25 protein-coding genes are annotated in these 25,570 nt (G+C 69.6%); 11 read left to right on the forward strand and 14 right to left on the reverse strand.

Annotated features, from left to right (window positions below; translation table 11 throughout):
- The first annotated feature begins 42 nt into the window (after positions 1–42).
- On the forward strand, positions 43–1,569 hold the full coding sequence (locus ABZ796_RS01330) for a carboxyl transferase domain-containing protein (protein WP_357333949.1): 1,527 nt from the start codon (positions 43–45) through the stop codon (positions 1,567–1,569).
- Positions 1,569–3,461 carry a biotin carboxylase N-terminal domain-containing protein gene (locus ABZ796_RS01335; protein ID WP_357333951.1) on the forward strand — a complete coding sequence of 631 codons (1,893 nt, stop codon included), beginning with the start codon at positions 1,569–1,571 and terminating at the stop codon, positions 3,459–3,461. The genes ABZ796_RS01330 and ABZ796_RS01335 overlap by 1 nt, the downstream gene beginning before the upstream one ends.
- Before the next feature lie 4 nt (positions 3,462–3,465).
- Here the strand turns inward: ABZ796_RS01335 and ABZ796_RS01340 are convergent, their stop codons facing one another.
- Positions 3,466–3,969 carry an RICIN domain-containing protein gene (locus ABZ796_RS01340; RefSeq protein ID WP_357333953.1) on the reverse strand — a complete coding sequence of 168 codons (504 nt, stop codon included), beginning with the start codon at positions 3,967–3,969 and terminating at the stop codon, positions 3,466–3,468.
- A gap of 125 nt (positions 3,970–4,094) precedes the next feature.
- On the opposite strand from ABZ796_RS01340, the gene ABZ796_RS01345 reads away from it, so the two are divergent.
- From ABZ796_RS01345 to ABZ796_RS01360, 4 genes are all read left to right on the forward strand, one after another.
- Positions 4,095–5,033 (forward strand): hydroxymethylglutaryl-CoA lyase, encoded by a 939-nt coding sequence (locus ABZ796_RS01345; protein ID WP_357333955.1) that lies wholly within the window; start codon positions 4,095–4,097, stop codon positions 5,031–5,033.
- Between the two features lie 100 nt (positions 5,034–5,133).
- On the forward strand, positions 5,134–6,243 hold the full coding sequence (locus tag ABZ796_RS01350; RefSeq protein WP_357333957.1) for a hypothetical protein: 1,110 nt from the start codon (positions 5,134–5,136) through the stop codon (positions 6,241–6,243).
- Positions 6,243–7,364 (forward strand): hypothetical protein, encoded by a 1,122-nt coding sequence (locus ABZ796_RS01355; RefSeq protein WP_357333959.1) that lies wholly within the window; start codon positions 6,243–6,245, stop codon positions 7,362–7,364. The genes ABZ796_RS01350 and ABZ796_RS01355 overlap by 1 nt, the downstream gene beginning before the upstream one ends.
- Positions 7,365–7,376: 12 nt before the next feature.
- Positions 7,377–8,573: a hypothetical protein gene (locus tag ABZ796_RS01360; protein WP_357333961.1), complete on the forward strand. Its 1,197-nt coding sequence runs from the start codon at positions 7,377–7,379 to the stop codon at positions 8,571–8,573.
- A gap of 3 nt (positions 8,574–8,576) precedes the next feature.
- Here ABZ796_RS01360 and ABZ796_RS01365 read toward each other — a convergent pair whose 3' ends face one another.
- On the reverse strand, positions 8,577–9,179 hold the full coding sequence (locus ABZ796_RS01365; protein WP_357333963.1) for an AAA family ATPase: 603 nt from the start codon (positions 9,177–9,179) through the stop codon (positions 8,577–8,579).
- Positions 9,180–9,269: 90 nt separating this feature from the next.
- Positions 9,270–9,968 (reverse strand): EcsC family protein, encoded by a 699-nt coding sequence (locus tag ABZ796_RS01370; protein ID WP_357333964.1) that lies wholly within the window; start codon positions 9,966–9,968, stop codon positions 9,270–9,272.
- 57 nt (positions 9,969–10,025) lie between these two features.
- Here ABZ796_RS01370 and aat point away from each other — a divergent pair, with 57 nt between their 5' ends.
- Entirely contained in the window at positions 10,026–10,748 is a 723-nt protein-coding gene (aat, locus tag ABZ796_RS01375; RefSeq protein ID WP_357333966.1) for a leucyl/phenylalanyl-tRNA--protein transferase, read from the forward strand.
- A 5-nt stretch (positions 10,749–10,753) separates the two neighbouring features.
- Here aat and ABZ796_RS01380 read toward each other — a convergent pair whose 3' ends face one another.
- Positions 10,754–11,080, reverse strand: coding sequence for a rhodanese-like domain-containing protein (locus ABZ796_RS01380; RefSeq protein ID WP_091043669.1), 327 nt, complete (start codon positions 11,078–11,080; stop codon positions 10,754–10,756).
- Positions 11,081–11,089: 9 nt separating this feature from the next.
- Complete coding sequence (locus tag ABZ796_RS01385; protein WP_357333968.1) at positions 11,090–11,953, reverse strand: DNA-formamidopyrimidine glycosylase family protein; 864 nt, start codon at positions 11,951–11,953, stop codon at positions 11,090–11,092.
- A 205-nt stretch (positions 11,954–12,158) separates the two neighbouring features.
- Here ABZ796_RS01385 and ABZ796_RS01390 point away from each other — a divergent pair, with 205 nt between their 5' ends.
- A complete protein-coding gene (locus ABZ796_RS01390) occupies positions 12,159–13,355 on the forward strand; it encodes an ATP-binding protein (protein ID WP_357333970.1) in 1,197 nt (398 codons plus the stop codon).
- A gap of 51 nt (positions 13,356–13,406) precedes the next feature.
- Here ABZ796_RS01390 and ABZ796_RS01395 read toward each other — a convergent pair whose 3' ends face one another.
- From ABZ796_RS01395 to ABZ796_RS01405, 3 genes are all read right to left on the reverse strand, one after another.
- Positions 13,407–14,471, reverse strand: coding sequence for a LacI family DNA-binding transcriptional regulator (locus ABZ796_RS01395; RefSeq protein WP_357333972.1), 1,065 nt, complete (start codon positions 14,469–14,471; stop codon positions 13,407–13,409).
- Positions 14,472–14,584: 113 nt separating this feature from the next.
- On the reverse strand, positions 14,585–15,793 hold the full coding sequence (locus tag ABZ796_RS01400) for an Nramp family divalent metal transporter (RefSeq protein WP_357333974.1): 1,209 nt from the start codon (positions 15,791–15,793) through the stop codon (positions 14,585–14,587).
- Positions 15,794–16,133: 340 nt separating this feature from the next.
- Positions 16,134–17,048 carry a dihydrodipicolinate synthase family protein gene (locus tag ABZ796_RS01405; protein ID WP_357333976.1) on the reverse strand — a complete coding sequence of 305 codons (915 nt, stop codon included), beginning with the start codon at positions 17,046–17,048 and terminating at the stop codon, positions 16,134–16,136.
- Between the two features lie 262 nt (positions 17,049–17,310).
- Here ABZ796_RS01405 and ABZ796_RS01410 point away from each other — a divergent pair, with 262 nt between their 5' ends.
- Both ABZ796_RS01410 and poxB read left to right on the forward strand, forming a co-directional pair.
- On the forward strand, positions 17,311–17,475 hold the full coding sequence (locus tag ABZ796_RS01410; RefSeq protein ID WP_357333978.1) for a hypothetical protein: 165 nt from the start codon (positions 17,311–17,313) through the stop codon (positions 17,473–17,475).
- Positions 17,476–17,540: 65 nt separating this feature from the next.
- Entirely contained in the window at positions 17,541–19,265 is a 1,725-nt protein-coding gene (poxB, locus tag ABZ796_RS01415) for a ubiquinone-dependent pyruvate dehydrogenase (protein ID WP_357333980.1), read from the forward strand.
- 3 nt (positions 19,266–19,268) lie between these two features.
- Here the strand turns inward: poxB and ABZ796_RS01420 are convergent, their stop codons facing one another.
- Both ABZ796_RS01420 and ABZ796_RS01425 read right to left on the reverse strand, forming a co-directional pair.
- Positions 19,269–20,723, reverse strand: a complete 1,455-nt coding sequence (locus ABZ796_RS01420) for an NAD(P)/FAD-dependent oxidoreductase (protein ID WP_357333982.1) — start codon at positions 20,721–20,723, stop codon at positions 19,269–19,271.
- A 1-nt stretch (position 20,724) separates the two neighbouring features.
- Entirely contained in the window at positions 20,725–21,297 is a 573-nt protein-coding gene (locus ABZ796_RS01425; protein ID WP_357333984.1) for a hypothetical protein, read from the reverse strand.
- 140 nt (positions 21,298–21,437) lie between these two features.
- Here ABZ796_RS01425 and ABZ796_RS01430 point away from each other — a divergent pair, with 140 nt between their 5' ends.
- On the forward strand, positions 21,438–22,010 hold the full coding sequence (locus tag ABZ796_RS01430; RefSeq protein ID WP_357333985.1) for a TetR/AcrR family transcriptional regulator: 573 nt from the start codon (positions 21,438–21,440) through the stop codon (positions 22,008–22,010).
- Positions 22,011–22,069: 59 nt separating this feature from the next.
- On the opposite strand, the gene ABZ796_RS01435 is transcribed toward ABZ796_RS01430, so the two are convergent.
- The 4 genes from ABZ796_RS01435 to ABZ796_RS01450 are packed head-to-tail and all read right to left on the reverse strand — an operon-like array spanning position 22,070 to position 25,458.
- Positions 22,070–22,996, reverse strand: coding sequence for an ABC transporter substrate-binding protein (locus ABZ796_RS01435; protein WP_357333987.1), 927 nt, complete (start codon positions 22,994–22,996; stop codon positions 22,070–22,072).
- Between the two features lie 28 nt (positions 22,997–23,024).
- On the reverse strand, positions 23,025–23,744 hold the full coding sequence (locus tag ABZ796_RS01440) for an ABC transporter permease (RefSeq protein ID WP_357333988.1): 720 nt from the start codon (positions 23,742–23,744) through the stop codon (positions 23,025–23,027).
- Positions 23,741–24,397: an ABC transporter permease gene (locus ABZ796_RS01445; RefSeq protein WP_357333990.1), complete on the reverse strand. Its 657-nt coding sequence runs from the start codon at positions 24,395–24,397 to the stop codon at positions 23,741–23,743. The genes ABZ796_RS01440 and ABZ796_RS01445 overlap by 4 nt, the downstream gene beginning before the upstream one ends.
- Complete coding sequence (locus tag ABZ796_RS01450; RefSeq protein WP_357334150.1) at positions 24,394–25,458, reverse strand: ABC transporter ATP-binding protein; 1,065 nt, start codon at positions 25,456–25,458, stop codon at positions 24,394–24,396. Before ABZ796_RS01450 ends, ABZ796_RS01445 begins: the two co-directional genes overlap by 4 nt.
- Positions 25,459–25,570: the final 112 nt, after the last annotated feature.

A 25,570-nucleotide genomic window follows, 5' to 3' on the forward strand; every position in this document is an offset into this window, starting at 1 on the left:
GGGGCTTGTCACGCGAGGTTAATGAACGTTAACCTCAACCCCATGGCGGTAAACCTGCGGGAGCTCACCGACGAGCTGCGTGAGCGGCTCGAACGCGTACGTCAAGGGGGGAGCGAACGCTCCCGGCAACGGCACACCGATCGCGGGAAGCTGCTTCCGCGCGACCGGGTGGACGGACTCCTCGACCCCGGGTCACCGTTCCTGGAGGTGAGTCCGCTGGCGGCGTACGGGATGTACGACGACGGGGACGAGTGGGCGGTGCCGTCCGCGGGGGTGATCGCCGGGATCGGGCTGGTGAGCGGCCGCAAATGCATGGTCGTCGCCAACGACGCGACCGTGAAGGGCGGCACCTACTACCCGCTGACCGTCAAGAAGCACCTGCGGGCGCAGACGATCGCGGCGGAGAACAACCTTCCGTGCATCTACCTCGTCGACTCCGGCGGTGCGTTCCTGCCGAAGCAGGACGAGGTCTTCCCCGACCGCGAGCACTTCGGACGGATCTTCTTCAACCAGGCCAACATGTCCGCGAAGGGCATCCCGCAGATCGCCTCGGTGATGGGCTCGTGCACCGCCGGCGGAGCGTACGTGCCGGCGATGAGCGACGAGACCGTGATCGTGCGCGACCAGGGCACGATCTTCCTCGGCGGTCCGCCGCTGGTGAAGGCGGCCACCGGTGAGGAGGTCACCGCCGAGGAGCTCGGCGGCGGGCTCGTCCACGCGACGAAGTCGGGCGTCGTCGACCACCTGGCCGACGACGACAAGCACGCCCTCGAGATCGTCCGCGGCATCGTCTCGACGCTCCCCGAGCAGGAGACGCGGACGACGACGTACGACGAGCCGGTCGAGTCCCCGGACACGCTCGCCGACGTGGTCCCCGCCGACACGAAGACCCCCTATGACGTACGCGAGGTGATCCGCCGCATCGTCGACGGGTCCCGGCTGCAGGAGTTCAAGCAGCTCTACGGCGAGACGCTGGTCTGCGGGTTCGCCCACGTCGAGGGTCAGCCGGTCGGGATCGTCGCCAACAACGGCATCCTCTTCTCCGAGTCGGCGCTCAAGGGCGCCCACTTCGTCGAGCTGTGCAACCAGCGCGGCATCCCGCTGGTCTTCCTGCAGAACATCACCGGGTTCATGGTCGGCAAGGAGTACGAGAACAGGGGCATCGCCCGTGACGGCGCCAAGCTCGTCACCGCCGTCGCCTGCTCCGTGGTCCCGAAGTTCACCGTCGTCATCGGTGGCTCCTACGGCGCCGGCAACTACGGCATGTGCGGGCGTGCCTACGACCCGCGGTTCCTGTGGATGTGGCCCAACGCGCGGATCTCGGTCATGGGTGGCGAGCAGGCCGCATCGGTGCTCGCGACGGTCGCCGGCAAGCCGGACGACGAGGAGTTCAAGGCGCCGATCCGGGACCAGTACGAGACCCAGGGCTCGCCCTACTACGCGACCGCGCGTCTGTGGGACGACGGCATCATCGACCCCGCCGACACCCGACGGGTGCTGGCGATGGGGCTCGCGGTGGCGGCGAACGCGCCCACGCCCGAGCCCAACTACGGAATCTTCAGGATGTGATGGCCGTGTTCGAGAGTGTTCTGGTCGCCAACCGCGGCGAGATCGCGCGCCGTGTCTTCCGCACCTGTCGTGAGCTGGGGATCCGGACGGTCGCGATCTACACCGCGCTCGACGTGGACGCACCCCACGTCCGCGACGCCGACGAGGCCGTCGAGGTCGCCTCCTATCTCGACGCCGACGCGGTGGTCACGGCCGCCGCCGAGGCAGGTGCCGAGGCCGTCCACCCGGGCTACGGGTTCCTCTCCGAGCGGGCCGAGTTCGCGCGGGCCGTGGCGAAGGCCGGGCTGACCTGGGTCGGCCCGACGCCCGAGGTGATCGAGCAGATGGGCCGCAAGGACGCGGCCCGGGAGATCGCGGTCGCTGCCGGCGTACCCGTGGTTCCGCGGGGCGAGGACAGCCCCTACCCGCTGCTGGTCAAGGCCGCGGCGGGCGGCGGTGGCAAGGGCATGCGCATCGTCCGCTCGCCGGAGGAGCTGGACGAGGCGCGCGCGGCCGCCGCCCGTGAGGCGCTGAGCGCGTTCGGCGACGAGACCCTTCTGATCGAGAAGTACGTCGAGCGTGGCCGCCACATCGAGGTGCAGGTCTTCGGCGACACCCACGGCAACGTCATCCACCTCTTCGAGCGCGACTGCTCGACCCAGCGCCGCCACCAGAAGGTGATCGAGGAGGCCCCGGCCCCGACGCTCACCGACGAGCAGCGGAACCTGGTCCTGACCAGCGCCGTCGCGCTCGCGAAGCAGGTCGGCTACACCGGGGCCGGGACCGTCGAGTTCCTGCTCGACGTCGCCACCGGCGACGCCTACTTCCTGGAGATGAACACGCGCCTCCAGGTCGAGCACCCCGTGACCGAGGAGGCTGTTCGCGTCAAGGACGGCGGCCTCGACCTCGTCGCGCTCCAGCTCCGGGTCGCGGCCGGTGATCCGCTCGGGATCACCCAGGACGACGTACGCGTCGACGGCCATGCCATCGAGGTCCGGGTCTACGCGGAGGATGCCTTCGAGGGCTTCCTTCCCCAGGCCGGCCGGACGAGCATCGTGCGCTGGCCCGAGCGCGCTCGCGTCGAGCACGCCCTGGAGAGCGAGCAGGTGGTCAGCACCGCCTACGACCCGATGCTCGCCAAGATCATCGTCCACGGCGCCGACCGCGAGGAGGCCCGGGCCGCGATGATCAAGGCGCTCGACGCGACCGCCGTCCTCGGGCTGACCACCAACACCGGCTTCCTGCGGGTGCTGGCCGCCTCCGACGCCTTCCGCGACGCGGAGATCGACACCGCCTGGCTCGACCGCAACGAGGTGCCCGCTCCCGACCCCGACGTCCCGCGGACCCTCGTCGCGTGGGTCAGCGCGATGCTCTCCGCCGTCTCGGACACCACGACGCCGTTCCGTGCCGACGGCTGGCGGCTCGCCGGTTCACCGGCTCCGACCATCGTCGACCTCGACCGCAGCGTCACCGTCGACCGCCCCTCCGGCCGTGTCACGAGTGATGTCGCCAGTCACCTCGTCCGGCAGATCAGCGCGGCCGACCACGTGCTCGTGGCCATCGTCGACGGCGTACGTCACTGGGCGGCCATCAACGTCCAGCCCGGTCTCGCCGAGATCGTCCACCAGGGTCACCGCTTCGACTTCTCCCCGCCCGACCGCGTCGCCGGCGCGGCCGCCCACCACAGCGACGGCGCCGTCGAGGCCAAGATGCCCGGCACGGTCATCGACGTACGCGTCCAGGTCGGCGACCAGGTCGAGGAGGGTCAGGTCCTCGGCGTCATGGAGGCGATGAAGATGGAGGTCTCCCTCAAGGCGCCGTTCGCCGGCACCGTCACCGTGGTCGGTGTCGGCGCCGGCTCCCAGGTGCCGCTCGGGGCGGAGCTGTTCGTGGTGTCGCCCGATGCGGACTGATCCGTCAGTACCAGCTCTGGTTCTCACTGCTGTCGCACTCGGCCAGGCTCCCGACGTACGGATCCCGGATGCACCAGTCGTAGGCCTCGTTCTGGAACCTGATCGTGCCGTCGGCCCAGCGCTTGACCCACCAGCTCTGCTGCTCGCTGTCGTTGCACGGGAGGCTGCGCAGGAAGATGACACCGGTGCCGGTGCCGAGCTGGGCGTGCAGGCACTCCCCGGTCTTGCCGTTCTGGAGGCGACGGGTGCCGTCGTTCCAGACCTTCACGGTCCACTGCTGCGTGGAGACCCCGGCGCAGGCCGCGGTGCGCGGCTCGGTCGTCGTGTCCTCGAGGCACAGCCCGGTGGCCTGGTTGCGGAAGGTCTGGGTCGCGGCCGAGGCGGGCGTTACGAAGCCCGCGACGAGTCCGGCGGTGGTGATGATCGTCGTGATGACAGCGGCCAGCAGAAGGGCCGCGGAGCGATGCGGGCCGCGCGGCCGCACCATGGTGAGAGTCGGGTTCGACATGTGAGGACCTGCCTGTCGTTCAGGCTCGGACCCGGCTGTCCGAGCGTCGGTTCGACGCTGTCAGAGCGCGCTCTCAGATCTCTGTCTCGTATCTGTCAGACCCCACGAGGACTAGGTTGGCAAGCATGAGTGATCTCCCCGCAGTCGTACGCCACGACGACCTGCCCAGCAGGATCACGATCTACGAGGTCGGTGCGCGTGACGGCCTGCAGAACGAGAAGACGGCGATCGAGACCGGTGTCAAGGCCGACCTGATCACCCGGCTGCTCGACGCCGGGCTGAGCCCGGTGGAGGCGACGAGCTTCGTGCACCCGAAGTGGGTGCCGCAGCTGGCCGATGCGAAGCAGCTCATGGAAGAGCTCGTCGACCGCCTCGGCGACAGGGCCAGAGAGCTCCCCGTGCTCGTGCCCAACGAGAAGGGTCTCGACCGCGCGCTGGAGCTGGGGCTGCGCCACATCGCGATCTTCGGCAGTGCGACCGAGACGTTCGCCAACAAGAACCTCAACCAGACCTTCGACGGTCAGTGGGCGATGTTCGAGCCGACGATGGCGCGGGCGAAGGCGGCCGGGATGACGGTCCGCGGCTACCTCAGCATGTGCTTCGGTGACCCCTGGGAGGGTCAGGTCGAGATCGCGAAAGTGGTCCAGGCGGGCAAGCGGCTCCTCGAGCTCGGCGCCGACGAGCTCAGCCTCGGGGACACGATCGGTGTCGCGACGGCCGGGCATGTGAAGGCGCTGATCGGAGCGTTCGACGAAGCAGGCGTCACGACCGACCGGCTCGCGCTGCACTTCCACGACACGTACGGGCAGGCCCTGGCCAACACCCTCGCCGGCCTCCAGAGCGGCGTGACCACCTACGACGCCAGCGCCGGCGGCCTGGGCGGGTGTCCCTATGCCAAGAGCGCGACCGGAAACCTGGCCACCGAGGACCTGCTCTGGATGCTCGACGGCCTGGGGATCGAGCACGGCGTCGATCTCGACAAGGTCGCCGACACCAGCAGCTGGCTGGCGGGGCATCTCGGCAGGCCGAGTCCCTCCGCCGTCGTACGTGCCCTGCGGTCGTAGCTGGCCGCACGTCCTAGACTGCACACAAGAGTGACGGCCGGGTGACAAAAGACGGACCGCCGCGACAATCTCTACTAACTTGGTGCAGAATAGCGGGATCATGGCGCGCAAAGTCTTTCTCCACGTCGGCGCTCCGAAGACGGGCACGACGTACCTCCAGGACAGGTTGTTCCACAACCGGGTGTCCCTGGACAAGCATGGCGTCTTCTACCCGGTCGGCAGCCAGCCCGACTTCTTCCGGCCGGCGCTCGACCTGATCGACCGTCCGTGGGGCGGGATGAGGAAGACCGTCCACGGCGAGTGGGACACGCTCGTCAAGCGGGTGCGCCGCGACGAGTCCGAGACGATCCTGATCAGCCACCACCTCTTCGCCGGTGCCAGGCCCGACCGGGTCGAGAAGGCGATGACCGACCTCGGTGAGGGCGGACGAACCGAGGTGCACATCGTCTACACGGCCCGCGACATCGCGCGCGTGCTGGCGGCGGAGTGGCAGGACCAGGTGCAGCGCGAGCGCAAGGTCACCTTCGCGCGCTACCTCGAGCGGATGCAGACCGCGAAGCAGTCGCGCTCGGCCGCCTGGTTCTGGCGTACGCACGGCCTGCCCGACGTGCTCAGCCGGTGGGGTCGCAACCTGCCGCCGGAGCGCGTGCACCTGGTCACCGTGCCGCACGACGGGGCGCCGAGCGAGGTGCTCTGGCGCCGGTTCTGCGAGGTGGTCGGGATCGAGGAGTCCTGGGCCCCGGTCGACAGCGACCGCCACAACCAGTCGCTCGGCCGCGCGGAGGCGACGCTGCTGCGCCGGCTCAACGCGCGGCTCGAGTCGCAGGAGCTGCCCCGCGAGGACTACCGCCATCTGGTCACCGAGGTGATCGCCAAGCGCACCCTCGCCCACCGCGACGGCCGCGAGCGGGTCACCCTGCCGCCGACCGTCTTCGACTGGGCCGACCAGGTCGCCGAATCCTGGATCGAGTGGGCCGAGCTGGCCAAGGTCGACATCGCCGGTGACCTCGACGACCTCCGCCCGCAGCGTCCCGACGCCGACGTCGAGTGGATCGACCCGGATGCGCCGCGCACCAAGGACGTCGCCGACGCGGCGATCGACGCCCTGGTCGCGGTCGTCGTCGAAGCCGCCCGCACCGACCCGCCCCAGGGCCCGGTAGCCTCCCGCGCCGCCAGGGTGATGCGGCGGGTCAAGGGGCGACGCTCCTGATGCCTGCAGCACCCACCAGGGGTTGGGGTTGGGCCGCGCACCTGCGCGAGGGCGGGACGACTCCTTGGACATCATGGTCCGAGCCCGCCGCGCCCTTCACGACCGCACACCTGCCGGGTGCCGAGCTGCTCGAGCTGCTGAGGCGGCTCAACGAGACCGGCCCGTCGGAACCGCACCGGGTCGACGCGCTGCTGCGCACCAGCCCACCCGGCCGTGGCCGCCGCGACCTGCCGCTGGTCGGGGACACCGAGACGAGGACGTACGGTCCACTGCCGGTCGATCCGGCGACGCTGTCGCCGCGGGAGCTGCTGAGGGCGGCGAGCGTGCGGCTGGCCGAGGACCTGCTCGCCACCGTGGAGACCGAGCCGGCCCCGCGCCGGCGGAGGTGGTCGCGCCGGCCCAGGAAGACGGAGCCCGACCAGCAGCGATATCCCTATCGCCTGGTCGGTTCGCCGTGGCTCACGCTGCCCATCCGCGAGGAGCTCGAGCGGCAGGGAAGGCTGCCCGGCGGCGACGACTACACGGTCTACGTCCTCGGCGGCCCGCTTGACGAGGTCGCCGCCGGCGCGTGGAAGTTCCGCACCTTCACCAACCGCGTCAACCCGTGGCACATCTGGATGCGCGACGCGCAGTGGCGCGGCTGGTTCGGCCCCCGGGCCGACCTGCCCCGGATCGCCCGCTGGTGGGCCGACGGGGTCGGCAAGGACCGCGTCGAGATCGTCACCGACCCCGCCCTGCTGCCGGGATTGCTGGGCGTCGACAGCCTGCCCGGCCCCTGGCCGGTCTCGGCCGAGGCCAACGAGGTCGCTCGCGTGATCGGGCAGGTGCTCAGCGTACGAACCGATCTCGAGACCCAGCGGAAGCTGCTGCTCGACCAGCTGCGACCGCGGTTGGAGAAGCTCGAACCACTCGTTCCGGACGCCCGCGACGTCGGTGTTCCCGTGGAAAGTTTGGATTGGGTCGAAACACAGGCGCGGGCCCAACGTGATGCATTGGTGGAAGCCGGATACGCTCTCCACGGAGACCCTGACCGGCTGCTCCCCTCGGGGGCGGCGACGCAGGGTCCCGACGAGCGCCGGGCGCTGGCGCTCGCGTTGTCATTGCTGGCGGGGCGTTCCTAGAGGAGTAGAACGTTGGAGACTGGGCGGCGCGTGCTGCTTCATGTCGGCACCCCGAAGACGGGCACGTCCTATCTTCAAGACGTCCTCTTCCACAACCGGGAGTCCCTCGCCGGGCAGGGAGTCCACTACTTCGCCGACCGCTTCGACGCCCACTTCCTGGCCGCGCTCGACCTGATGGACCTGCCCTGGGGCGGCATCGAGGAGGAGGCGACCGGCGCCTGGGACGCACTCACGGAGAAGGTGCGCGCGGTCGAGAACGGCACCGTGATCATCTCCCACGAGATCCTGGCGAGCGCGTCGTGGCAGCAGGCCAAGCACGCGCTGGACTCGCTGGGCGACTCCGAGATCCACATCATGCTCTCCGCGCGCGACCTGGCCCGGCAGATCCCGGCCGAGTGGCAGGAGAACGTCAAGCACCGCTCGGTGGTGACCTACGCCGACTTCCTTGACGAGATCCGCGACCCCGCCCGCGAGGGACGGATCGGGTCCTGGTTCTGGGGCGTCCAGGAGCTGCCCGACATCCTCGACCGGTGGACCCAGGGCATCGCACCCGAGCGCGTCCACCTGATCACCGTCCCGCCGCCGGGCTCGCCCTCGACGCTGCTGTGGGAGCGGTTCTCCACCGCCTTCGGCCTCGACGACCTGACCATCGACTTCGAGGGGATCGACCGCGGCAACCCGTCCCTCGGCGTACCCGAGGCAGCGCTGCTCCGAGAGATCAACCTGGCCGTCGTGCCGGTGCTCGAGCCGGCCGACTACCGGCCTTTCGTACGCGAGTTCCTGGCCCACCGCACGTTGGCCAAGCGCCGCGACTCCGCGCGCCTGGCGCTCTCCCCTTCGATCCTGCCGTGGGTCGAGTCGCTCTCCGAGAGCTGGGTCAAGGCGCTGTCGGGACGAGGCTACGACGTAGTCGGTGGCCTGGAGGAGCTGCTGGTCCCCGAGGACCTGGCGGACAAGCCGTTCATCGACCCCGACACCATCTCCTCGCGCGAGATCCTCGACGCCGGCGTCGCCAGCATCGACGCGCTGCTCCAGGAGGCCATCCGGCTCCGCAAGTCCGAGGCCCGGCTGGAGGACGAGGTCGGTGAGCTGCGCGCCGAGCTGGAGCACACCCGGTCGCTGGTCCCGAAGCAGCGTGCCCGCGAGGGTCTCGAGCGTCGTTGGTGGGGCCGCGCGGTCCTGAAGGTCTACCGGCTCATTCGGCGCTAGCCGCTAGAGGATCGCGTCGAGCCGTCCCGCGGCGCGGGCTCGGTCGAAGACGTGCACGCGGTCCCAGGAGCCGTCGGCGTCACCGAAGGTCGCCGCGGTCAGGAGTCGCGGCTGGTCGTCGGTCCAGCGGTGCCAGTGACGTTCGAAGGAGTCCGTGCGGACCATCCGCCCGCGCTCGTGCTGGCCGCCGATCGCGGCGACGCGCGGCACGTCGATCATGACCAGTGACGTACGCCAGCCACGGGCGTGGGCGATCCGTCCGAGCAGCTCGCGCCGGCCGGGCCTGGTGGCCGGGTCGTGAACGAGGAGGGTGTGGGCACCGGGGGTCGGGCCGAGCAGCACGAGGACCAGGGTCGCGATCGCGTGCCACAGGTGCACCAGCGGCCGATAGAGGCGGTAGGGCACCTCGGGCAGCCGGGCCGCGAGCCAGCGCCCCGGCGTCTCCGGGTCAAGGGTGCGTACGTCCCGACGGCGATCGGCGACGTCGCGGATCAGGGTGCTCTTGCCGGCGCCGGGCACACCACCCAGGAGCAGCAGGTGAGGCCGGTCCTCGACCTCGGCAGGGCGGGCCGGGCTGATCGAGGCACACGTCGCGTCGACGGTCATCTGCTGCTCCTCCCAAGCGGACACCAACAGTGTGGGGCTCCGTGCTCAGAGGAACGTTGGACGAACCTGTGAAGTTCCTGTGAGCCGGCCTCAGCCGTTGTCGGCGTGACGCGGCAGCAGCTCGCGCGAGGCGTAGCGACCGATCTGGTAGGTCACCCACCCGTCGGCCCCTGCGCCCACGACACCACCGACCAGTGGCACTCGCTTGGCGGCCATGGAGATCATGCCCCTCCCGGTGACCCGGCTGAGCAGCTCCTGGGCCACCTCCGAGGCGACGATGGCATCGATCGTGCGGTCGTAGGTCGGAGCGGTCGCGACGGCCATCGGCGGCGCCGGGATCTTCTTCTCCTTGATCTGCTTGCCGACCTTCTCCTCGCTCAGGAGGGTGAGCAGGATGGCGTTACGCACCCGGGGGTCGGTCAGGTCGTAGCCACGAAGATGCGCGATCGCGGCCACCATGCGGCACTGGATGATGGCCATCCCGGTGATGTTGGCCGGAAGCGTGATCGCCTGCGTGACCAGGCCGCCGATGTTGGTCGCGAACCCACCCACACCGGCCAGCCGCACGTGGTTGTCGATGACGTGCTTCACCGCGAGCTCGACGTCGTTGTCGTGGTCCTTGAGGTGTTTCTCGGCGGCTGCGGCTGCTGATGGAAGCGGGCCGATCCCCGCGATCGCGTGGTGCAGCGCCTGCCGGACCACCGTGGTGGTCACGCCGGGCGCGGACTGGATGACCTTGGGTGCGAGCCGGCCAGCCGCACTGGTGAGCACTGACTTGGGACCGATCATGGGGCAAATCTTAAATGTGTGGTGGTTGGGGCGGTACGAGGACGATAACGTTTCGTCGTGGCGAATCTTGGGGGTCCGATCGAACCGGAGCCGTCGCCGTGGGCCTTCGCCGACCTTCGGGACCCAGGTGCAGGCCATGGCGGGGCAGAGCTGGACGATCTGGTGGGAATGGGTGCGGACGTCGCACCCGGGACACTCCTGGCCGCGTACCGGCACGGGATCTTCCCGATGCCCGGGGAGTCCCCGCGCGATCCGATGATGTGGTTCTCGCCGGTCAGGCGCGGCGTACTTCCGCTGGACGGGCTCGTCGTCTCGCGGTCCTTGCGCAGGTCGGTACGGGACTTCGAGATCAGGATCGACACCAGATTCGACGAGGTGGTGGCCTCGTGCGCCGACCCGCGCCGGCCGCACGGCTGGATCGACAAGCGGATCCGCCGGGCCTACGGCAACCTGCACGAGCTGGGCTGGGCTCACTCGGTCGAGGCTTGGCAGGACGACCGCCTGGTCGGTGGGCTCTACGGAGTCGCCATCGGCGGTCTCTTCGCCGGGGAGTCGATGTTCCACCGTGTCCGTGACGCGTCCAAGGTCGCCCTGGTCGGGCTGGTCTCGGCGCTGCGCGACGCGGGGTCGACCGACCAGCGGATCCTGGACGTGCAGTGGCGCACCGACCATCTGGCCTCGCTCGGCGTCGTCGAGGTGGGTCGGAACGACTACCTCGACCGCCTGGAGAAGGCGCTCAGGCTGCCGCTCCCGGAGGCGTTCGGCGGTCCGGGGGCCTAGCGGATCTAGAGGACGTACGCCTCGGCGCCGGTCTCGCTGACCATCGGCCGCCCGGCGGCGGCCCAGTCGAGCATCCCGCCGGCGAGGTTGACGACCTCGAAGCCCTGCTGGGCGAGGTAGTTGACCGCCTGGGCGCTGCGTCCGCCGACCTTGCAGACCACGAGGGTTTGGCCCTCGGGAAGGTCACCGAGGCGTGCCGGGAGCTCTTGGAGCGGGATGTGGGTCGCTCCCTCGATGTGGCCCGCCGCCCACTCGTCGTCCTCACGGACGTCCAGGACTGCCACGGGCAGGGGATCGGGCACTCCGGCGATCTCGACGGTGGGGATGGTCACCCGTCAAGCCTACTTGAGGAGCCTGGACATGCGGCGATCGGCGAGCGGCTTTCCGCCGGTCTGGCACGTGGGGCAGTACTGCAGGCTCGAGTCGGCGAAGCTGACCTCGAGGATCGTGTCTCCGCAGACCGGACACTTCTTGCCGGCCTTGCCATGCACGGCGAGGTTGGACTTCTTCTCGCCCTTCAGCTCGCTCATGGCCAGGCCGGAGTCGCGCGCGACAGCCTCCTGGAGGGTCGTTCGCAGCGCGTTGTAGAGGCTCTCCGACTCCTCCTCGGTCATCTCGGCGGGCTTGAACGGCGACATCTTCGCCGCCCACAGGATCTCGTCGGAGTAGGCGTTGCCGATGCCCGCGATGATCGACTGCATGCGCAGCACGCCCTTGATCTGCTTGCGGCCCTGACCTGCGAGGATCTCGCGGAACCGGGTCAGGGTGAAGTCGTCGGCGAGGGGGTCGGGACCCAGTGAGGCGACACCCGGGACGTCCTGGGGATCGTGGACGACGTAGAGCGCCAGCCGCTTCTTGGTGCCGCCCTCGGTGATGTCGAGCCCGGTGTCATCGTCGAGCACGACCCGGATCGCCAGCCCCGACTTCGAGCCCGGGCGAGGGGGTGTCGCCGGGATCTCGTCACGCCACCTGATCCACCCGCCGCGGGCCAGGTGCAGCACCAGATGGACGCCGCTCGCCTCGATGTCGATGAACTTGCCGTGACGGGTCACGTTGTCGACGAGCGTGCCCTCGACGGCGGTCAGCGGCGGGTCGTACGTCTTCAGGGCGCTGAACTGCGCGACATGCACCTTCGTGATCGCGCGGCCGTCGAGGCGCCCGCGCAGGTCCTCGGCGAGCGCTTCCACCTCGGGGAGTTCCGGCATGTCCGCGAGTCTAGGTCGTCAGGCTTGCACGAGGGGAGCGAATCCCGCTAATATCGAACACATGTTCGACGCTTGTGATAGATGTGAGAGTCTGCGCCTTTCTAAGGTCAATCCTAGAAAGTCGAATAGAGACCTACGTTCATGAATGATGTGGATCGCTAGCGAAATCTAAGACGCGTCCTAGAGATGTGGATATCGTCTGATCATGGACCCCATCCGCAATCCGTACGCTCCTGGCGCCGGTCAGCGGCCCCCCGAGCTCGCAGGGCGTAACGAGCAGCTCGGGCAGTTCGACGTGGTGCTGGAGCGGGTGGCACGCGGTCGCCCGGAGCGGTCGCTGGTGCTCACCGGGCTCCGTGGCGTGGGCAAGACGGTCCTGCTCAACACGCTGCGGTCGGCGGCGGTCCGCAAGGGCTGGGGCACCGGGAAGATGGAGGCGCGCCCCGACCAGTCGCTGCGCCGACCGCTGTCGAGCGCTCTGCACCAGGCGGTGCGCGAGCTCGGTCATCCGAGCTCCGACGACGTCGACCACGTGCTCGGCGTGATCCGCTCCTTCGCCCAGCGGGAGGCCGGCCCCAACGCCAAGCTGCGCGAGCAGTGGTCACCCGGCATCGAGGCTCCGGCGGTGCGGGGCCGGGCCGACTCCGGTGACATAGAGATCGACCTGGTCGAGCTGCTCACCGACGTCGGCGGGCTCGCCGCCGACGTCGGCAAGGGCGTCGGGGTCTTCATCGACGAGATGCAAGACCTCGGCCCCGACGACGTCTCGGCGATGTGCGCGGCCTGCCACGAGATCAGCCAGTCGGGGCTGCCGGTGATCGTCGTCGGCGCCGGCCTGCCGCACCTGCCGGCCGTGCTCTCGGCGAGCAAGTCCTACTCCGAGCGGCTCTTCTCCTACCAGCGCATCGACCGCCTGCAGCGTGACGCCGCCGACCGCGCCCTCGCCGCCCCTGCAGGCGAGGAGGAGGCCGAGTTCGAGACCGCCGCCCTGGCGGAGATGTACGCCGCCACCGGCGGTTATCCCTACTTCATCCAGGCCTACGGCAAGACGGTGTGGGACCAGGCGCCGCGCTCCCCGATCACCGTGGAGGACGTCAGGGTGGCCGCCCCCGAGGCCGAGCGTGAGCTGGCGGTCGGCTTCTTCGGCTCACGCTACGAGCGCGCCACCCCCGCCGAGCGGGACTATCTGCGCGCGATGGCCGACGCTGCTGTCGAGCTCGGCGCCGACGACATCGGCACCGTCGCCACCGCCGACGTCGCCGCCTTCCTCAACAAGAAGCCGCAGTCGCTCTCCCCGGCGCGTGACGCGCTGATGAAGAAGGGCCTGATCTACTCCGGCGAACGCGGCCGGATCGCCTTCACCGTCCCCCACTTCGGCCGTTACCTGCGCCAGCAGGGCTGATATCGGCGACGTCTGGAGCCTGAGCGGCTGCAGGCCTCGTGGAGCCGGACCTCACGCCTCCGAAATCGTGGGGGGTGCCGTGGAGGCGCGTGGGATCAGCGAGGGCATCAGTGTCGTGGTGTTGCCGGGTCGCACCTCGCCGGGTGCGGCGAGCAGACGAGCGAGGGCGGCGACGGCGCGCGCGGCGATCTGGTCGAACGGCACGTGGACGGTCGTGAGGGGCACCGGCAGGCGTGCGGCCAGGGGGATGTCGTTGTAGCCCACGACCGAGAGCTGGTCCGGAACACTCAGCCCGGCGGCCCGTGCGGCCGCCAGCACACCGACGGCGGTGTTGTCGTTCACGGCGAACACGGCGGTGGGGCGCGGTGAGGAGGCGAGGATGCGGCGACCGACCTCCTCCCCGGACTCCATCCCGAACGTCGAAGGGTGGATGAGGTGGTCGGTGTCATCGATGCCGGCCTCGGCCATCGCCCGCCTGAACCCGGCGACACGTCCGACGGCGCTCGTGGCGTAGGACGGCCCGGCGACCAGCGCGATCTCTCGGTGACCGAGATCCAGGAGGTGGCGGGTGGCGAGGTAGCCGCCGAGCTCGTCGTCGCCGACGACGGCGGGCGTCACGCCGTCGTGTCGCAGAGCGAGGACCAGGGGGACGCCCCGCTCGCGCAGGTCGGGGATCACCGCATCGTCCGATCGTGCGGTGGTGAGGACGAGGCCGTCGACGTGCTGGTCCAGCAGGCTCTCCACCGCTGACCGTTCGGAGTTCGGGTCGTCGGCGGTGGTGGCCACGATCGCGAACATCTGTCGCTCGGCCGCGGCGGCCGCGATGTTCTCGAAGAGGATGGCCATCACGGTGTCGCTCAGCCGTGGTACGAGGACGCCGATGGTGCCGCTCTGCTGGCGACGCAGCGCGGAGGCGCGGGAGTCCTTGCGATAACCCAGGCGAGCAGCTACCTCACGCACGCGTTCCGCGGTTTCGTTGCGAGAGGGTGGCAATCGCTCGTCCAGCACCCGGGAGACGGTCGACGTGCTGACGCCGGCCTCGCGGGCAACGTCGCGGATTGTCGTGCGTGCGGATCGTGCAGCGCCTGGCGTGTCCGTGCCTGCTGTGTCCGTCATGTCTCACCTCCTCGCCGTCGGCGCGAGCATAACCGCTCCGACGGGTCGGGGTTGCGGAGCGCGACGGCCCGGTCGGCAGGTGCTGTCGACCGGGCCGTACGTCCGCCTCGAGGTCACAAGTTCGAGAGCATTGTGATGATCGTGTCGACGAGCTGGTAGCACATGGCGATGATGGTGATGAGCCCGACCGAGGCCAGCACGTTCTGCCACCAGTGGTTGCGTAGGCCGCCCATCAAGCGGCGGTTGTTGGCGAGGATCACCAGCAGGATGCCCAGGAGCGGGGCGATCAGGACGGTCATCGCCTGGGCGGCGATGATCAGCTGCACTGGCGATGTTCCGGCGGCGAGGATGGTGACGCTCGCGCCGAAGGTGAGGACGCCGACGATGCCGATCCGTACTCGGCTGGAGGAGATCTGGTTCCCGAGCCCCAGGCCGTCGGCGAGAAGCGTTCCGCCCGCGGTGGCGTTCGCGATCATCGCGGAGAGGGCGGCGCCGAAGAAGCCGAGGGCGAAGATCGTACGCCCGACCTCGCCGGCCACGGGCTCCAGGACGGCGGAGAACTGCTGGATCGTGGCGCCGGCGGGTCCACCCTCGCCGGCGAGCGTTGCCGCCGCCGCCGCGATCACGAGCGCGGTCATCAAACCGGGGGCGATGATCCCGGGAATGGTGTCTGCGATCGTCGTGTCGCGGTAGTCGGCTCTCTGGAGGCCGCGCTCGCGGCTGGCGTAGCCGGCGTAGAAGGCGGCGTTGAGCGAGAAGTTCGTGCCGACCAGGGCAACGATGAGGAGGCCGACACCGTGCGGGACAGTGGGTACGACGGCACCTTCGGCGACACCGATCCAGTCCGGCTTCGTGACGATGGCTGTGACGATGAACGCGGCTGCCATCAGGGCGACGATGGCGAGCACCAGCTTCTCGATCACCTTGTAGGCGCTGCGCATGAAGAGGATGGCGACGACGAGGACGCTGCACGCGATGGTCCAGATCACCGGGTTGCCGCCGAGGACCAGGGAGAGGCCGAGGCCGGTGCCTACCGCGTTCCCGACCGAGAAGCACAGCGTGATGCCGAAGACTCCGAGTCCGGCGGCGACGCCGGTGGGCTTTCCGAGTGTCTCCTTGATGGTCGCCACGACCGAACCGCGTGACGAGATGCCGATGCGGATGCTCATGTCTGCGAAGACCAGCATCAGCACGGTGGAGAGCACGATGACCCAGATCAGGTCGTAGGTGTAGAGGCTTCCTGCCTGGACGGCGGAGACGAGATTGCCCGGCCCGAATTGCCACGCACCGACGATGAAGGCCGGCCCCATCAGTTTCAGCATCTGAAGGACTCCGCGCTTGCGGGGTGGGGAGGCTGGGTGGTGCGAGGCGTCTACGGCCTTGGCCGGTACGGCGGTTGGTACGGCTTTGGGGTGGGACATGGGAGGTCCTCTCATCTCGGCACTCCCAGGGCTGGCGGTGGGATGTGCGGAAGAACGCTCACGACGCATCTGGCGTCGGGTGGGGCGGCAGCCGACCGTGACAGTCGACATGATGCCGTCGAGGGCTGCTCCGCGAGAAGCCCCTGTGGGAGACGAGCGGCTGCGGAGCGTTGGGTGCCGGCCCATGCGGGTTGCCGCAGGGCCGGCACGGTGCAGCAGGTTTCGGTGCCTGACCTCGGTCTCAGATGATGCCGGCGTGCTTGAGCGCGAGCGAGATCTCGCCTTGGGCCTCGGGCGCCAGCGGCAGCAGCGGCGGCCGCACGGCGGCATGCTCGAGCTTGCCACGCTCGACCAGGGCCAGCTTGAGCGCGACCGTTCCCTCCATGTGGGAGCCGCGGTGATAGACGTTCTTGGTGACGGGCAGCAGGGCGTCGTGGATGCGGCGAGCCTCGGAGTAGTCCTTCGCCTTGCCTGCTGCGATGAACTCGACCAGCAGCTCCGGCGCGATGCCCCCGTAGCCGACCAGCAGACCATCGACATCGAAGATGGTGTGCAGCAGGTACTCGTCATGGCAGCTCAGGATCTGCAGGTCTGGGAGCTCCTGGCGAAGAACGGGGATCTCGGTGTCCCAGCGGCGCATGTTGCGCACCCCGTTCTTGGTTGCGAAGACGCCGCGCTGGGCACCGATCTCGAGCTGGGTGGCGAGGTCGTAGCTGGCCTTGGTGGCGTCGGGGTACTGGAACAGGATCAGCGGGAGGCCGGACTCCTCGTGCACGATGCGGTAGCGCTCCTGAGGCGCACCCTTCTGGTAGCCGAAGCGCAGCCATCCGTGCGAGGGGTAGAGGAGCCCGGCACGAGCGCCCGCCTCCATCGCTCGCTTGGCCTCGAGGCCGGCGACCTTGTCGCCCTCGCCGGTGATCCCGGCGATCACGGGGACGTCCCCGGCGTTCTCGACGGCGACCTCGATGACCCGCACCTGCTCCTCGGGGGTGAGGTAGGTGCCCTCGCCGGCGTGGCCGAGGTAGACGAGGCCGGTGATGCCGGGGGTCGAGGCATACCAGCGGGTGAGCGAGGCGAGTGCGTCGTAGTCGACCTCGAGGTCGCGAGTGAAGGGTGTGACGGGCGCGGGGGTGAGGCCGCGGAGGTCGAGGTTCATGAGGTGGCTCCTCGTGTTCGATGGGTGGGAACGTTGGCGGGAACGTTCCCATCCATCATGTGTGACCGACCTCATACGCGTCAAGAGCACGGCTGAAAGTTTGCTTTGGTAGCCGCGCGTCGCCTGCCGGATCGCCGACCGGAACTGCTGACAGAAGGGCCAGCACCCCACAGCGCACCCGGCCATGGAAGCCGCGGTCACACGCCCACGAGCCGGTCGTGTTCGGGTACGCCTTGGAGAGCGCCAGCGCGGTCACGACCCTGTGGAGGTCGTCGCCGCCCACGCGTGGGCGCTCAAGCACTGGTACTTCGAGCAGACCAGGACCCTCGACTCCTACATCCGCGACCAGCTCGCCCTCGCCCTGCGGGCGATCCTGGCGGACGATCTCGGTGAGACGTACGCCGATCTTCTCTCCGTCGGTCGCTGAGCCTGCCGGGGTCTGCATGGCCGCCGATCTACGGTGGACGACGTACGCGCCGAGAAGGAGACCGCATGTCGACCATCGCCGAACAGATCGTTTCCACCTTGTCCGCCAGCGGCGTCCGCCGCGTCTACGGGATCCCGGGTGACTCCCTCAACGGGTTCACCGACGCGCTCCGCAAGAACGGGGACATCGACTGGATCCACGTACGTCACGAGGAGGCTGCCGCGTTCGCGGCGGCCGCCGACGCGGCCACCACGGGTGAGCTCGCGGTGGTCGCCGGGAGCTGCGGGCCGGGCAACCTGCACCTGATCAACGGCCTCTTCGACGCCAACCGCTCACGGGTGCCGGTGCTCGCGATCGCCGCTCACATCCCGACCGCCGAGATCGGCACCGGATACTTCCAGGAGACACATCCGCAGGAGCTGTTCCGGGAGTGCTCGGTCTACACCGAGTACGTCGCCCAGCCGAGCCAGATGCCGCACGTGCTCGAGATCGCGATGCGTACGGCGGTCGAGAAGCAGGGGGTGGCGGTGCTGGTGATCCCCGGCGACGTCGCGCTGGCCGAGTCCGTGGTCGAGCGGACCGTCGAGATCCGTCCGACGCGCTCCCGCGTCATCCCCGAGGAGGACGCCATCAGGCGGGCGGCCAAGCTGCTGAACGCCGGTGAGCGGGTCACCATCCTCGCCGGCGCCGGCTGTGCCGGCGCGCACGACGAGGTGGTGGCCCTGGCCGAGAAGCTCGGTGCCCCGGTGGTGCACGCGCTTCGCGGGAAGGAGTTCCTGGAGTACGACAACCCCTACGACGTGGGGATGACCGGACTGCTGGGCTTCGCCTCCGGCTACCGCGCGATGGAGCGCGCCGACACGCTGCTGATGCTCGGCACCGACTTCCCCTATCGGCAGTTCTTCCCGAAGCACGCCAAGACCATCCAGGTCGACGTACGCGGCGAGCAGCTCGGTCGTCGCCACCCGATCGAGCTAGGGTTGGTGGGGACGGTCAAGGACACGGCCTCGGCGTTGCTGCCGCTGCTCGACCGCAGTGGTGACCGGCGGCACCTGGACGACTCCCTGGACCACTATCGCCGCACCCGGACCAAGCTCGACGAGCTGGCGACCCCGTCGAGGTCGAAGGCACCGATCCATCCGCAGTACCTCGCTCGGCTGGTCGACCAGACCGCTGCCGACGACGCCGTCTTCATCCCCGACGTCGGGTCGCCGGTCGTCTGGGCGGCGCGCTATCTGACCATGAACGGTCGCCGCCGGCTGATCGGCTCCTTCGCCCACGGTTCGATGGCCAACGCGCTGTCGCAGGCGGTCGGCGCCCAGGTCGCGCACCCGGGCCGGCAGATCGTCGCGCTCGCCGGCGACGGCGGGCTCACCATGCTGCTCGGCGAGCTGGTCACGCTCATCCAGAACCGGCTCCCGGTCAAGCTCGTCGTGTTCAACAACTCCTCGTTGAACTTCGTCGAGCTCGAGATGAAGGCTGCCGGGTTCGTCACCTACGGCACCGACCTGGTGAACCCGAACTTCGCCGACGTCGCCAACGCGATGGGCATCTACGCGCGTCGTGTCGAGCAGTCGGAAGATCTCCCGGACGCGGTCGCCGACGTTCTCGGCCACGACGGCCCCGCGCTCCTCGATGTCGTCACCGAGCGCCAGGAGCTCTCCATCCCGCCCAACATCACCGCTGAGCAGCTCAAGGGCTTCACCCTGTACGCCCTGCGGTCGGTCATGTCGGGTCGAGGTGACGAGCTGATCGACCTCAGCCGAGCCAACCTCCGCCAGCTGTTCTAGCGCCTAGCGATCGCGTCCCGCGGTCTCGAGCAGACGCAGCCAGATCTCGCTGATGGTCGGGTAGGCGGGCACCGCGTGCCAGAGGCGGTCCAGGGGGACCTCGCCGACGATCGCGATGGTGGCGGCGTGCAGGAGCTCGGAGATGTCCGGGCCGACCGCGGTGAAGCCGACCAGGGTCTTGCGCTGCTCGTCGATGATCATCCGCGCCTGACCGTGGTAGCCGTCGGCGTGCAGCGACGCTCCGGCGACCGAGCCGAGGTCGTAGTCGACGACGCCGACCTCGATCCCGGCTGCTTCGGCCGATTCGGCGGAGTGTCCGACGGCGACGACCTCGGGGTCGGTGAAGATCACCTGGGTGACGGCCCGCTCGTCGGCGGTGGCGGCGTGCCGCCCCCACGAGCTCAGGTCGGGCTCCTCGCCGCGCGCCTTGGCCGCGATCAGGTCGCCCAGAGCGCGGGCCTGGTACTTCCCGTGGTGGGTCAGCAGCGCCCGGTGGTTCACGTCACCGGCGGCATAGAGCCAGCCGGTCTCCAGCTGTCCGCCGTCGTCGATCACGGCGAGGGCGTCGTCGACCTTCAGCCAGCTGCCGGGCTCGAGACCGACGTGCTCCAGGCCGAGGTCCTTGGTGCTCGGCACCCGGCCGGTGGCGACGAGGACCTCGTCGGCGGTCACCTCGGTGCCGTCGGAGAGCGTCAGATGCACCTCGCCGGCATCGTCGCGCCGGACCTCGTCCGCGCCGAGGTCCAGATGGAGCGTGACCCCGTACGTCCGGAGCGCATCGGCCACCTGCTCGCCCGCGAACTCCTCGACGCTCGGCAGCAGCCGGGTGCGCGAGATGAGGGTCACCTGCGACCCGAGGGCGCTGTAGGCGGTCGCCATCTCGGCGCCGACGACCCCGCCGCCGATGATGGCCAGGCGATCGGGAACGGACTTCGCGCCGGCGGCCTCGCGGTTGGTCCAGGGCCCTGCCTCCTCCAGGCCCGGGATCGGCGGGATGAGGGCGGAGCTGCCCGTCGCGACGACCACGGCGTGACGGGCCTCCAGGTCGGTGGTCGTGCCGTCGGAGGCGGTGACCGTGACCGTGCGGGTGCCGGTGATGCGCCCGTGCCCGCGGACGAGCTTCACCCCGGCCCCGGTCAGCCACTCGACCTGGCCGGTGTCCTTCCAGTGGGAGGTGAACTCGTCACGCCGGGCGAAGACGGCGGCGGGGTCGAGCGTGCCCGTGACCGCTTGGCCGGCGGCCGGAAGCGCGCGGGCGGCACGCAGCGCCGCCGCGTCCCGCAGGAGGGCCTTGGTCGGCATGCAGGCCCAGTAGGAGCACTCGCCGCCGACGAGCTCGCGCTCGACGATCGCAGCGGTCAGGCCGCCCTGCACGACGCGGTCTGCGACGTTCTCGCCGGTCGGACCGGCGCCGATGATGATGACGTCGACGGTGAGGTCTTGGCTGGTGCTCGTCATGTCAGTTGACCTTACCCGCGCGCTGGCGCAGCCGGAGGGCAGAGATCAGGAAGAAGATGCCGCCCAGGGTCGCGTAGCCGGCGAGGCCGGTGAGTGACGCCTTCGGTCCGGCGGCCATCAGGATGAAGCCGGTGCCGGCGAAGGTCGAGATCCCGCCGCTCAGGATCATCGCCCACTGGCCACCGAGTCGGTAGCGGCGCACCGCGACGAACAGCTGGACCAGGCCGGCGGTGATCGCCCAGACGCCCCACACCCGCAGGATCCCCGGGATCCCGGAGGTGGCGGCGACGGCGACGCCGACAGCGGTGAGCAGGCTGAGTGCCATGTTGACGTACAGCAGGACGCGCGGGCCGTTGGCGCCAGAGGTGCGGTGGTCGGCCACGGCGGCCACCACGTCGAACAGCGGGTAGATCACCAGCAGCGCGATGCTCGCGGCGTTGAGCGTGGTTGCGGTGAGGGCGACGAGTGCGGCCCAGGCGACCGCGAACCCGAAGCGGGCGAGGTAGAGCTTCGGCAGTGCCTGGGGCGGGGCGCTCAGCGTGCCGGACTGACCGGTCTCGACGGAGGTGGACATCGGATTCCTTTCTCGGATCAAACTGGGAGACAGAACGATCGTTCTACCTGAATCTAGAGTCTGCACCAGTCGGCCGGCGAATGCAAGACCGATCGTTCTGTCTGCTACCGTCTAGACAACGAAGACGAGAGGAATGGCGGATGTCCGAGGCCCGGGATCGACTGCTCAGCACGGCGAGTCGGCTCTTCTACACCGAGGGTCTGCACTCGGTCGGAGTCGATCGCGTGATCGCCGAGGCGCAGGTCACGCGGGCAACGCTCTATCGCCATTTCCGGAGCAAGGACGACCTCGTCGTGGCGTACCTGACGCAGGCCGACGAGGCGATCCGGGCGCGCGTGGATGCCGCCCGGGCGGAGGTCGAGGAGCCCGACGACCTCATCCGGACCATCGGCAAGTCGATCGCCGCGGACATCCAGAGCGAGGGGTTTCGAGGCTGCGCGTTCCTCAACGCCGCGGCCGAGTATCCGGACCCGGCGCACGTGGTCCATCAGGCGGTGCTGGAGCACCGGCAGTGGTTCCTGGCCACGATGACCGAGCTCTTCGACCGGACGGGGAAGCCGGACTCGGACTTCGCCGGTCGCCACTTCGTCATGCTGCGAGACGGCGCCATGGCGGCCGGCTGCCTGACCGATCCCGGACCCGTCTGTGAGACGTTCCTGCGCGGGCTCGAGGGTCTCCTCACCTACCGAAGCGGCCTGGACTCGCGCCGCTAGCCTCGCGCGAAAAGACCCGGCTCGGCACCGCGATCCGCGATGCCGAGCCGGATCAGGTGTCAGCTCACGCCGTTGTCGGCGAGGAACTCCTTGGCGACGGTGGCCGGGTCGGCCTTGTCGACCTGGACCTTCGCGAGGGCCTCGGTCAGGTTGGCGGTGGTCAGCGCCTCGGAGACTGCGTTCAGCGCGGTCTCGGCGTCGTCGGTGAGCGCCTCGGAGCGGATCAGCGGGACGATGTTCTGGGAGAGGAAGAGGTTCTCCGGGTCCTCCAGGACGACCCAGCTGTTGGTGGGGATCGCCGAGTCGGTGGAGAAGACGTTGGCGACGTCGATGTCGCCCTTCTTCAGCGCGCCGGCCGTCAGCGGGCCGCCGGCGTCGAGCGGCTTGAACTCCTTGAACGTGACCCCGTAGACCTCGTCGAGCCCGACGAGGCCCTGGTGGCGTTCCTTGAACTCCGGGGCGCCACCGAGCGTGAGGTCCTTCGCGACCGGAGCCAGGTCCTCGATGCTCTTCAGGGAGTATTTCTCGGCCGTCTCCTTGGAGACGGTGAGGGTGTCCTTGTCCTCGGCCTCGGACTGCGGCAGCGTCTCGCTGCCCTCCGGCAGGACGTCCTGGAGCGCTTCGTAGACGTCCTCGGGGGCGGAGACGTCCTCCGGGACACCGTCCGGGTTCAGGTAGGCCAGCAGGGCGCCGTTGTACTCCGGCAGCAGGTCGATGTCACCGCTCTTGAAGGCCTCCATGTAGACCTCGCGGGACCCGATGTTGGGCTTGGTCTCGACCTTGACGCCCTCGGCCTCGAGAGCCTGGGCGTACATCTCCATGAGCAGCTCGCTCTCGGGGAAGTTGGCGGAGCCGACGACGATGGTGCCGCTGCCCGAGTCGGAGTCCGATCCGGAGTCGAGCGGGTCACCGCCGCAGGCGGTCAGGGTGCCTGCCACGGCGAGCGTCGCGAACAGATACGCAGTGGTGCGGGTTCGGCGGGACATTGAGATACCTCTCGGGTTGCTGGATAGGTCAGCCGGCGCCAGCGGGTTGGCCGGTTGGTTCGGGGCGGATGGTGGTCGGACGGTTGCCGGCATCGCGGCCGCCGACGCGGGGTGACACGAGGAGCCGCTGCGCCCCCGCGAGTGCCAGGTCGATCGCGACCGCGAGCACGGCGAGCACGATCGCGCCGGCGACCACCTGGTCGTACTGGAGGGTCGCCAGCCCGTCGAAGAGATAGCGGCCGAGGCCGCCCAGACCGGCGTACGCAGCGATGGTCGCGGTCGAGACCACCTGGAGCGAGGCGTTGCGCAGGCCGCCGATGATGATCGGCAGCGCGATCGGGACCTCGACGCGCCCGGCGATCTGGGCCTCGGTCATGCCGACCCCTCGTGCCGCGTCGACGGTCTCGTCGGCGACGGACTGGATGCCGGCGTACGTCGTGGCGAGGATGGGTGGGATCGCGAGCACGACCAGGGCGATTGTGACCGGGACCAGACCGATCCCGACCAGGCCGAGCGCGAGCATGAGCACGCCGAGTGTCGGCAGCGCGCGGCCGGCGTTGCCGAGGTTGATGGCGATCAGCGCACCGCGGCCGGTGTGGCCGATCAGCAGACCGATCGGGAACGCGATCACGGCCGCGATCGCCAGGGAGAGAAAGGTGTAGCCGAGGTGTTCGAGGATGCGCTGAGGGAAACCGTCGGGGCTGGTCAGCGACCAGTTGGCGGCGTCGAGCAGGTAGTCGAGGTTCATCGCGCACCAGCTCGCGCCCACGGGGTGAGCCCGCGCTGGAGGGCGACGATGAGAACGTCGGCGACGACCGCGAGGGCGACCGAGAGGACCAGCCCGATGATGATCGGCGGCAGGTAGAAGCCGAGCTGGAACCCTCGGGTGAAGAGCTGCCCGAGGCCGCCGATGCCGATCAGCGCCGCGATGCTGACCATGCTCACGTTGGCCACCGTCGCCACCCGTAGGCCAGTCAGGATCACCGGCATGGCCAGCGGCAGCTGGACCGTGAACCAGCGGCGTACGGGCCGATAGCCCATCGCGGTGGCAGCCTGCAGGACGGTGGTGTCGACCGCGTCGAGCCCGTCGGCGGTGGTGCGGACGAGCAGCGCGAGCGAGTAGAGCGTGAGCGCGATGACCACGTTGATCGGGTCGAGGACGCTGGTGCCGAGGATGCCCGGGAGCAGCAGGAGCAGGGCCAGCGACGGGATGGTGTAGATCACGCTGCCCGCGGTGAGCGCGATGTGGCGCGCCGGGACGTAGCGGTGGACCAGGGCCCCGAGCGGCAGGGCGAGGACGAAGGCGATCGCCACCGGCAGCAGAGCGAGCCAGATGTGCTGGACGAGCGCGGTGAGCACGCCGTCGATGTTGGTCTCGAGATAGCTCCAGAGCTCGCTCACGCCCCCTCCTCCTGCGAGGTGTCCAGTGCCGTCAGCCGCTCCCGCTGCTGCGAACGTACGCTGCCGGCCAGGTCCTCGAGCAGGACCAGCCCGTCGGCGCGACCCTCGGCGTCGACCCGGACCGCGGCACCGGCGGGCGAGAGGATGACCAGGTCGGTGACCGTACGCAGGTTGGCGCCGTCGCTGAAGGTGCCCTCGGTCGGGAGGAGCCCGTCCGAACCGCGCCAGCCCAGCGGTCGACCGTCCTGGTCGACCTCGAGGGTGAGCCCGTCGACGTCGCGGTCGATGGGTTGGAGCGCGACCGAGCTCCCGTCGGCGAACCCCAGGCCCCGGAAGCCACGGTCGCGACCGACGAGGGAGGAGACGAAGTCGTCGGCCGGGGCGGCGAGGAGGTCAGCGGGCGGGGCGAACTGGGCCAGGCGGGCACCTTGGGCGAAGACGGCGACCTTGTCGCCGAGGCGGATCGCCTCGTCGATGTCGTGGGTGACCAGGACGATCGTCTTGCCGAGCTCGCCCTGGAGCCTGAGCAGCTCCTGCTGGAGGTCGTCGCGCACGACCGGGTCGACCGCCGAGAAGGGCTCGTCCATGAGCAGCACCGGCGGGTCGGCCGCGAGCGCACGGGCGACGCCGACACGCTGCTGCTGGCCGCCGGAGAGCTGGGCCGGGTAGCGCCCGCCGAGGTTGGCGGCGAGCCCGACGCGCTCGAGCAGCTCGAGGGCGCTCGTGCGGGCGTCCCGGCGGGAGACGCCCTGCAGGACCGGGACGGTCGCAACGTTGTCGAGCACCGTGCGGTGCGGGAAGAGCCCGGCGCCCTGGATCACGTAGCCGATCTCGCGCCGCAGCTGTGCCTCCGGGCGACTGGTGACGTCGTCACCGTCGATCAGGATGCGGCCGGAGCTTGGCTCGATCATCCGGTTGATCATCCGCAGCGCGGTCGTCTTGCCGCATCCCGATGGCCCGACGAACACGGTGATCTGTCCGGTGTCGACCGTCAGGGAGAGGTCTTCCACGGCAACGGTGCCGTCCGGATAGCGCTTGGTGACGCCCTCGAACTCGATCACAGCCACCGCTCCTGTCTGTTGTTCTTCACCTGCGGACGCCGCTGCACAAGATTCTCAGCCTGCCAGATCTCGGGAAGGAACCGAAGGTGTTAAACCGACAGGAAGGTCGGGT

The sequence above is a fragment of the Nocardioides sp. NPDC047086 genome (assembly GCF_040643685.1).
Lineage (GTDB): Bacteria > Actinomycetota > Actinomycetes > Propionibacteriales > Nocardioidaceae > Nocardioides.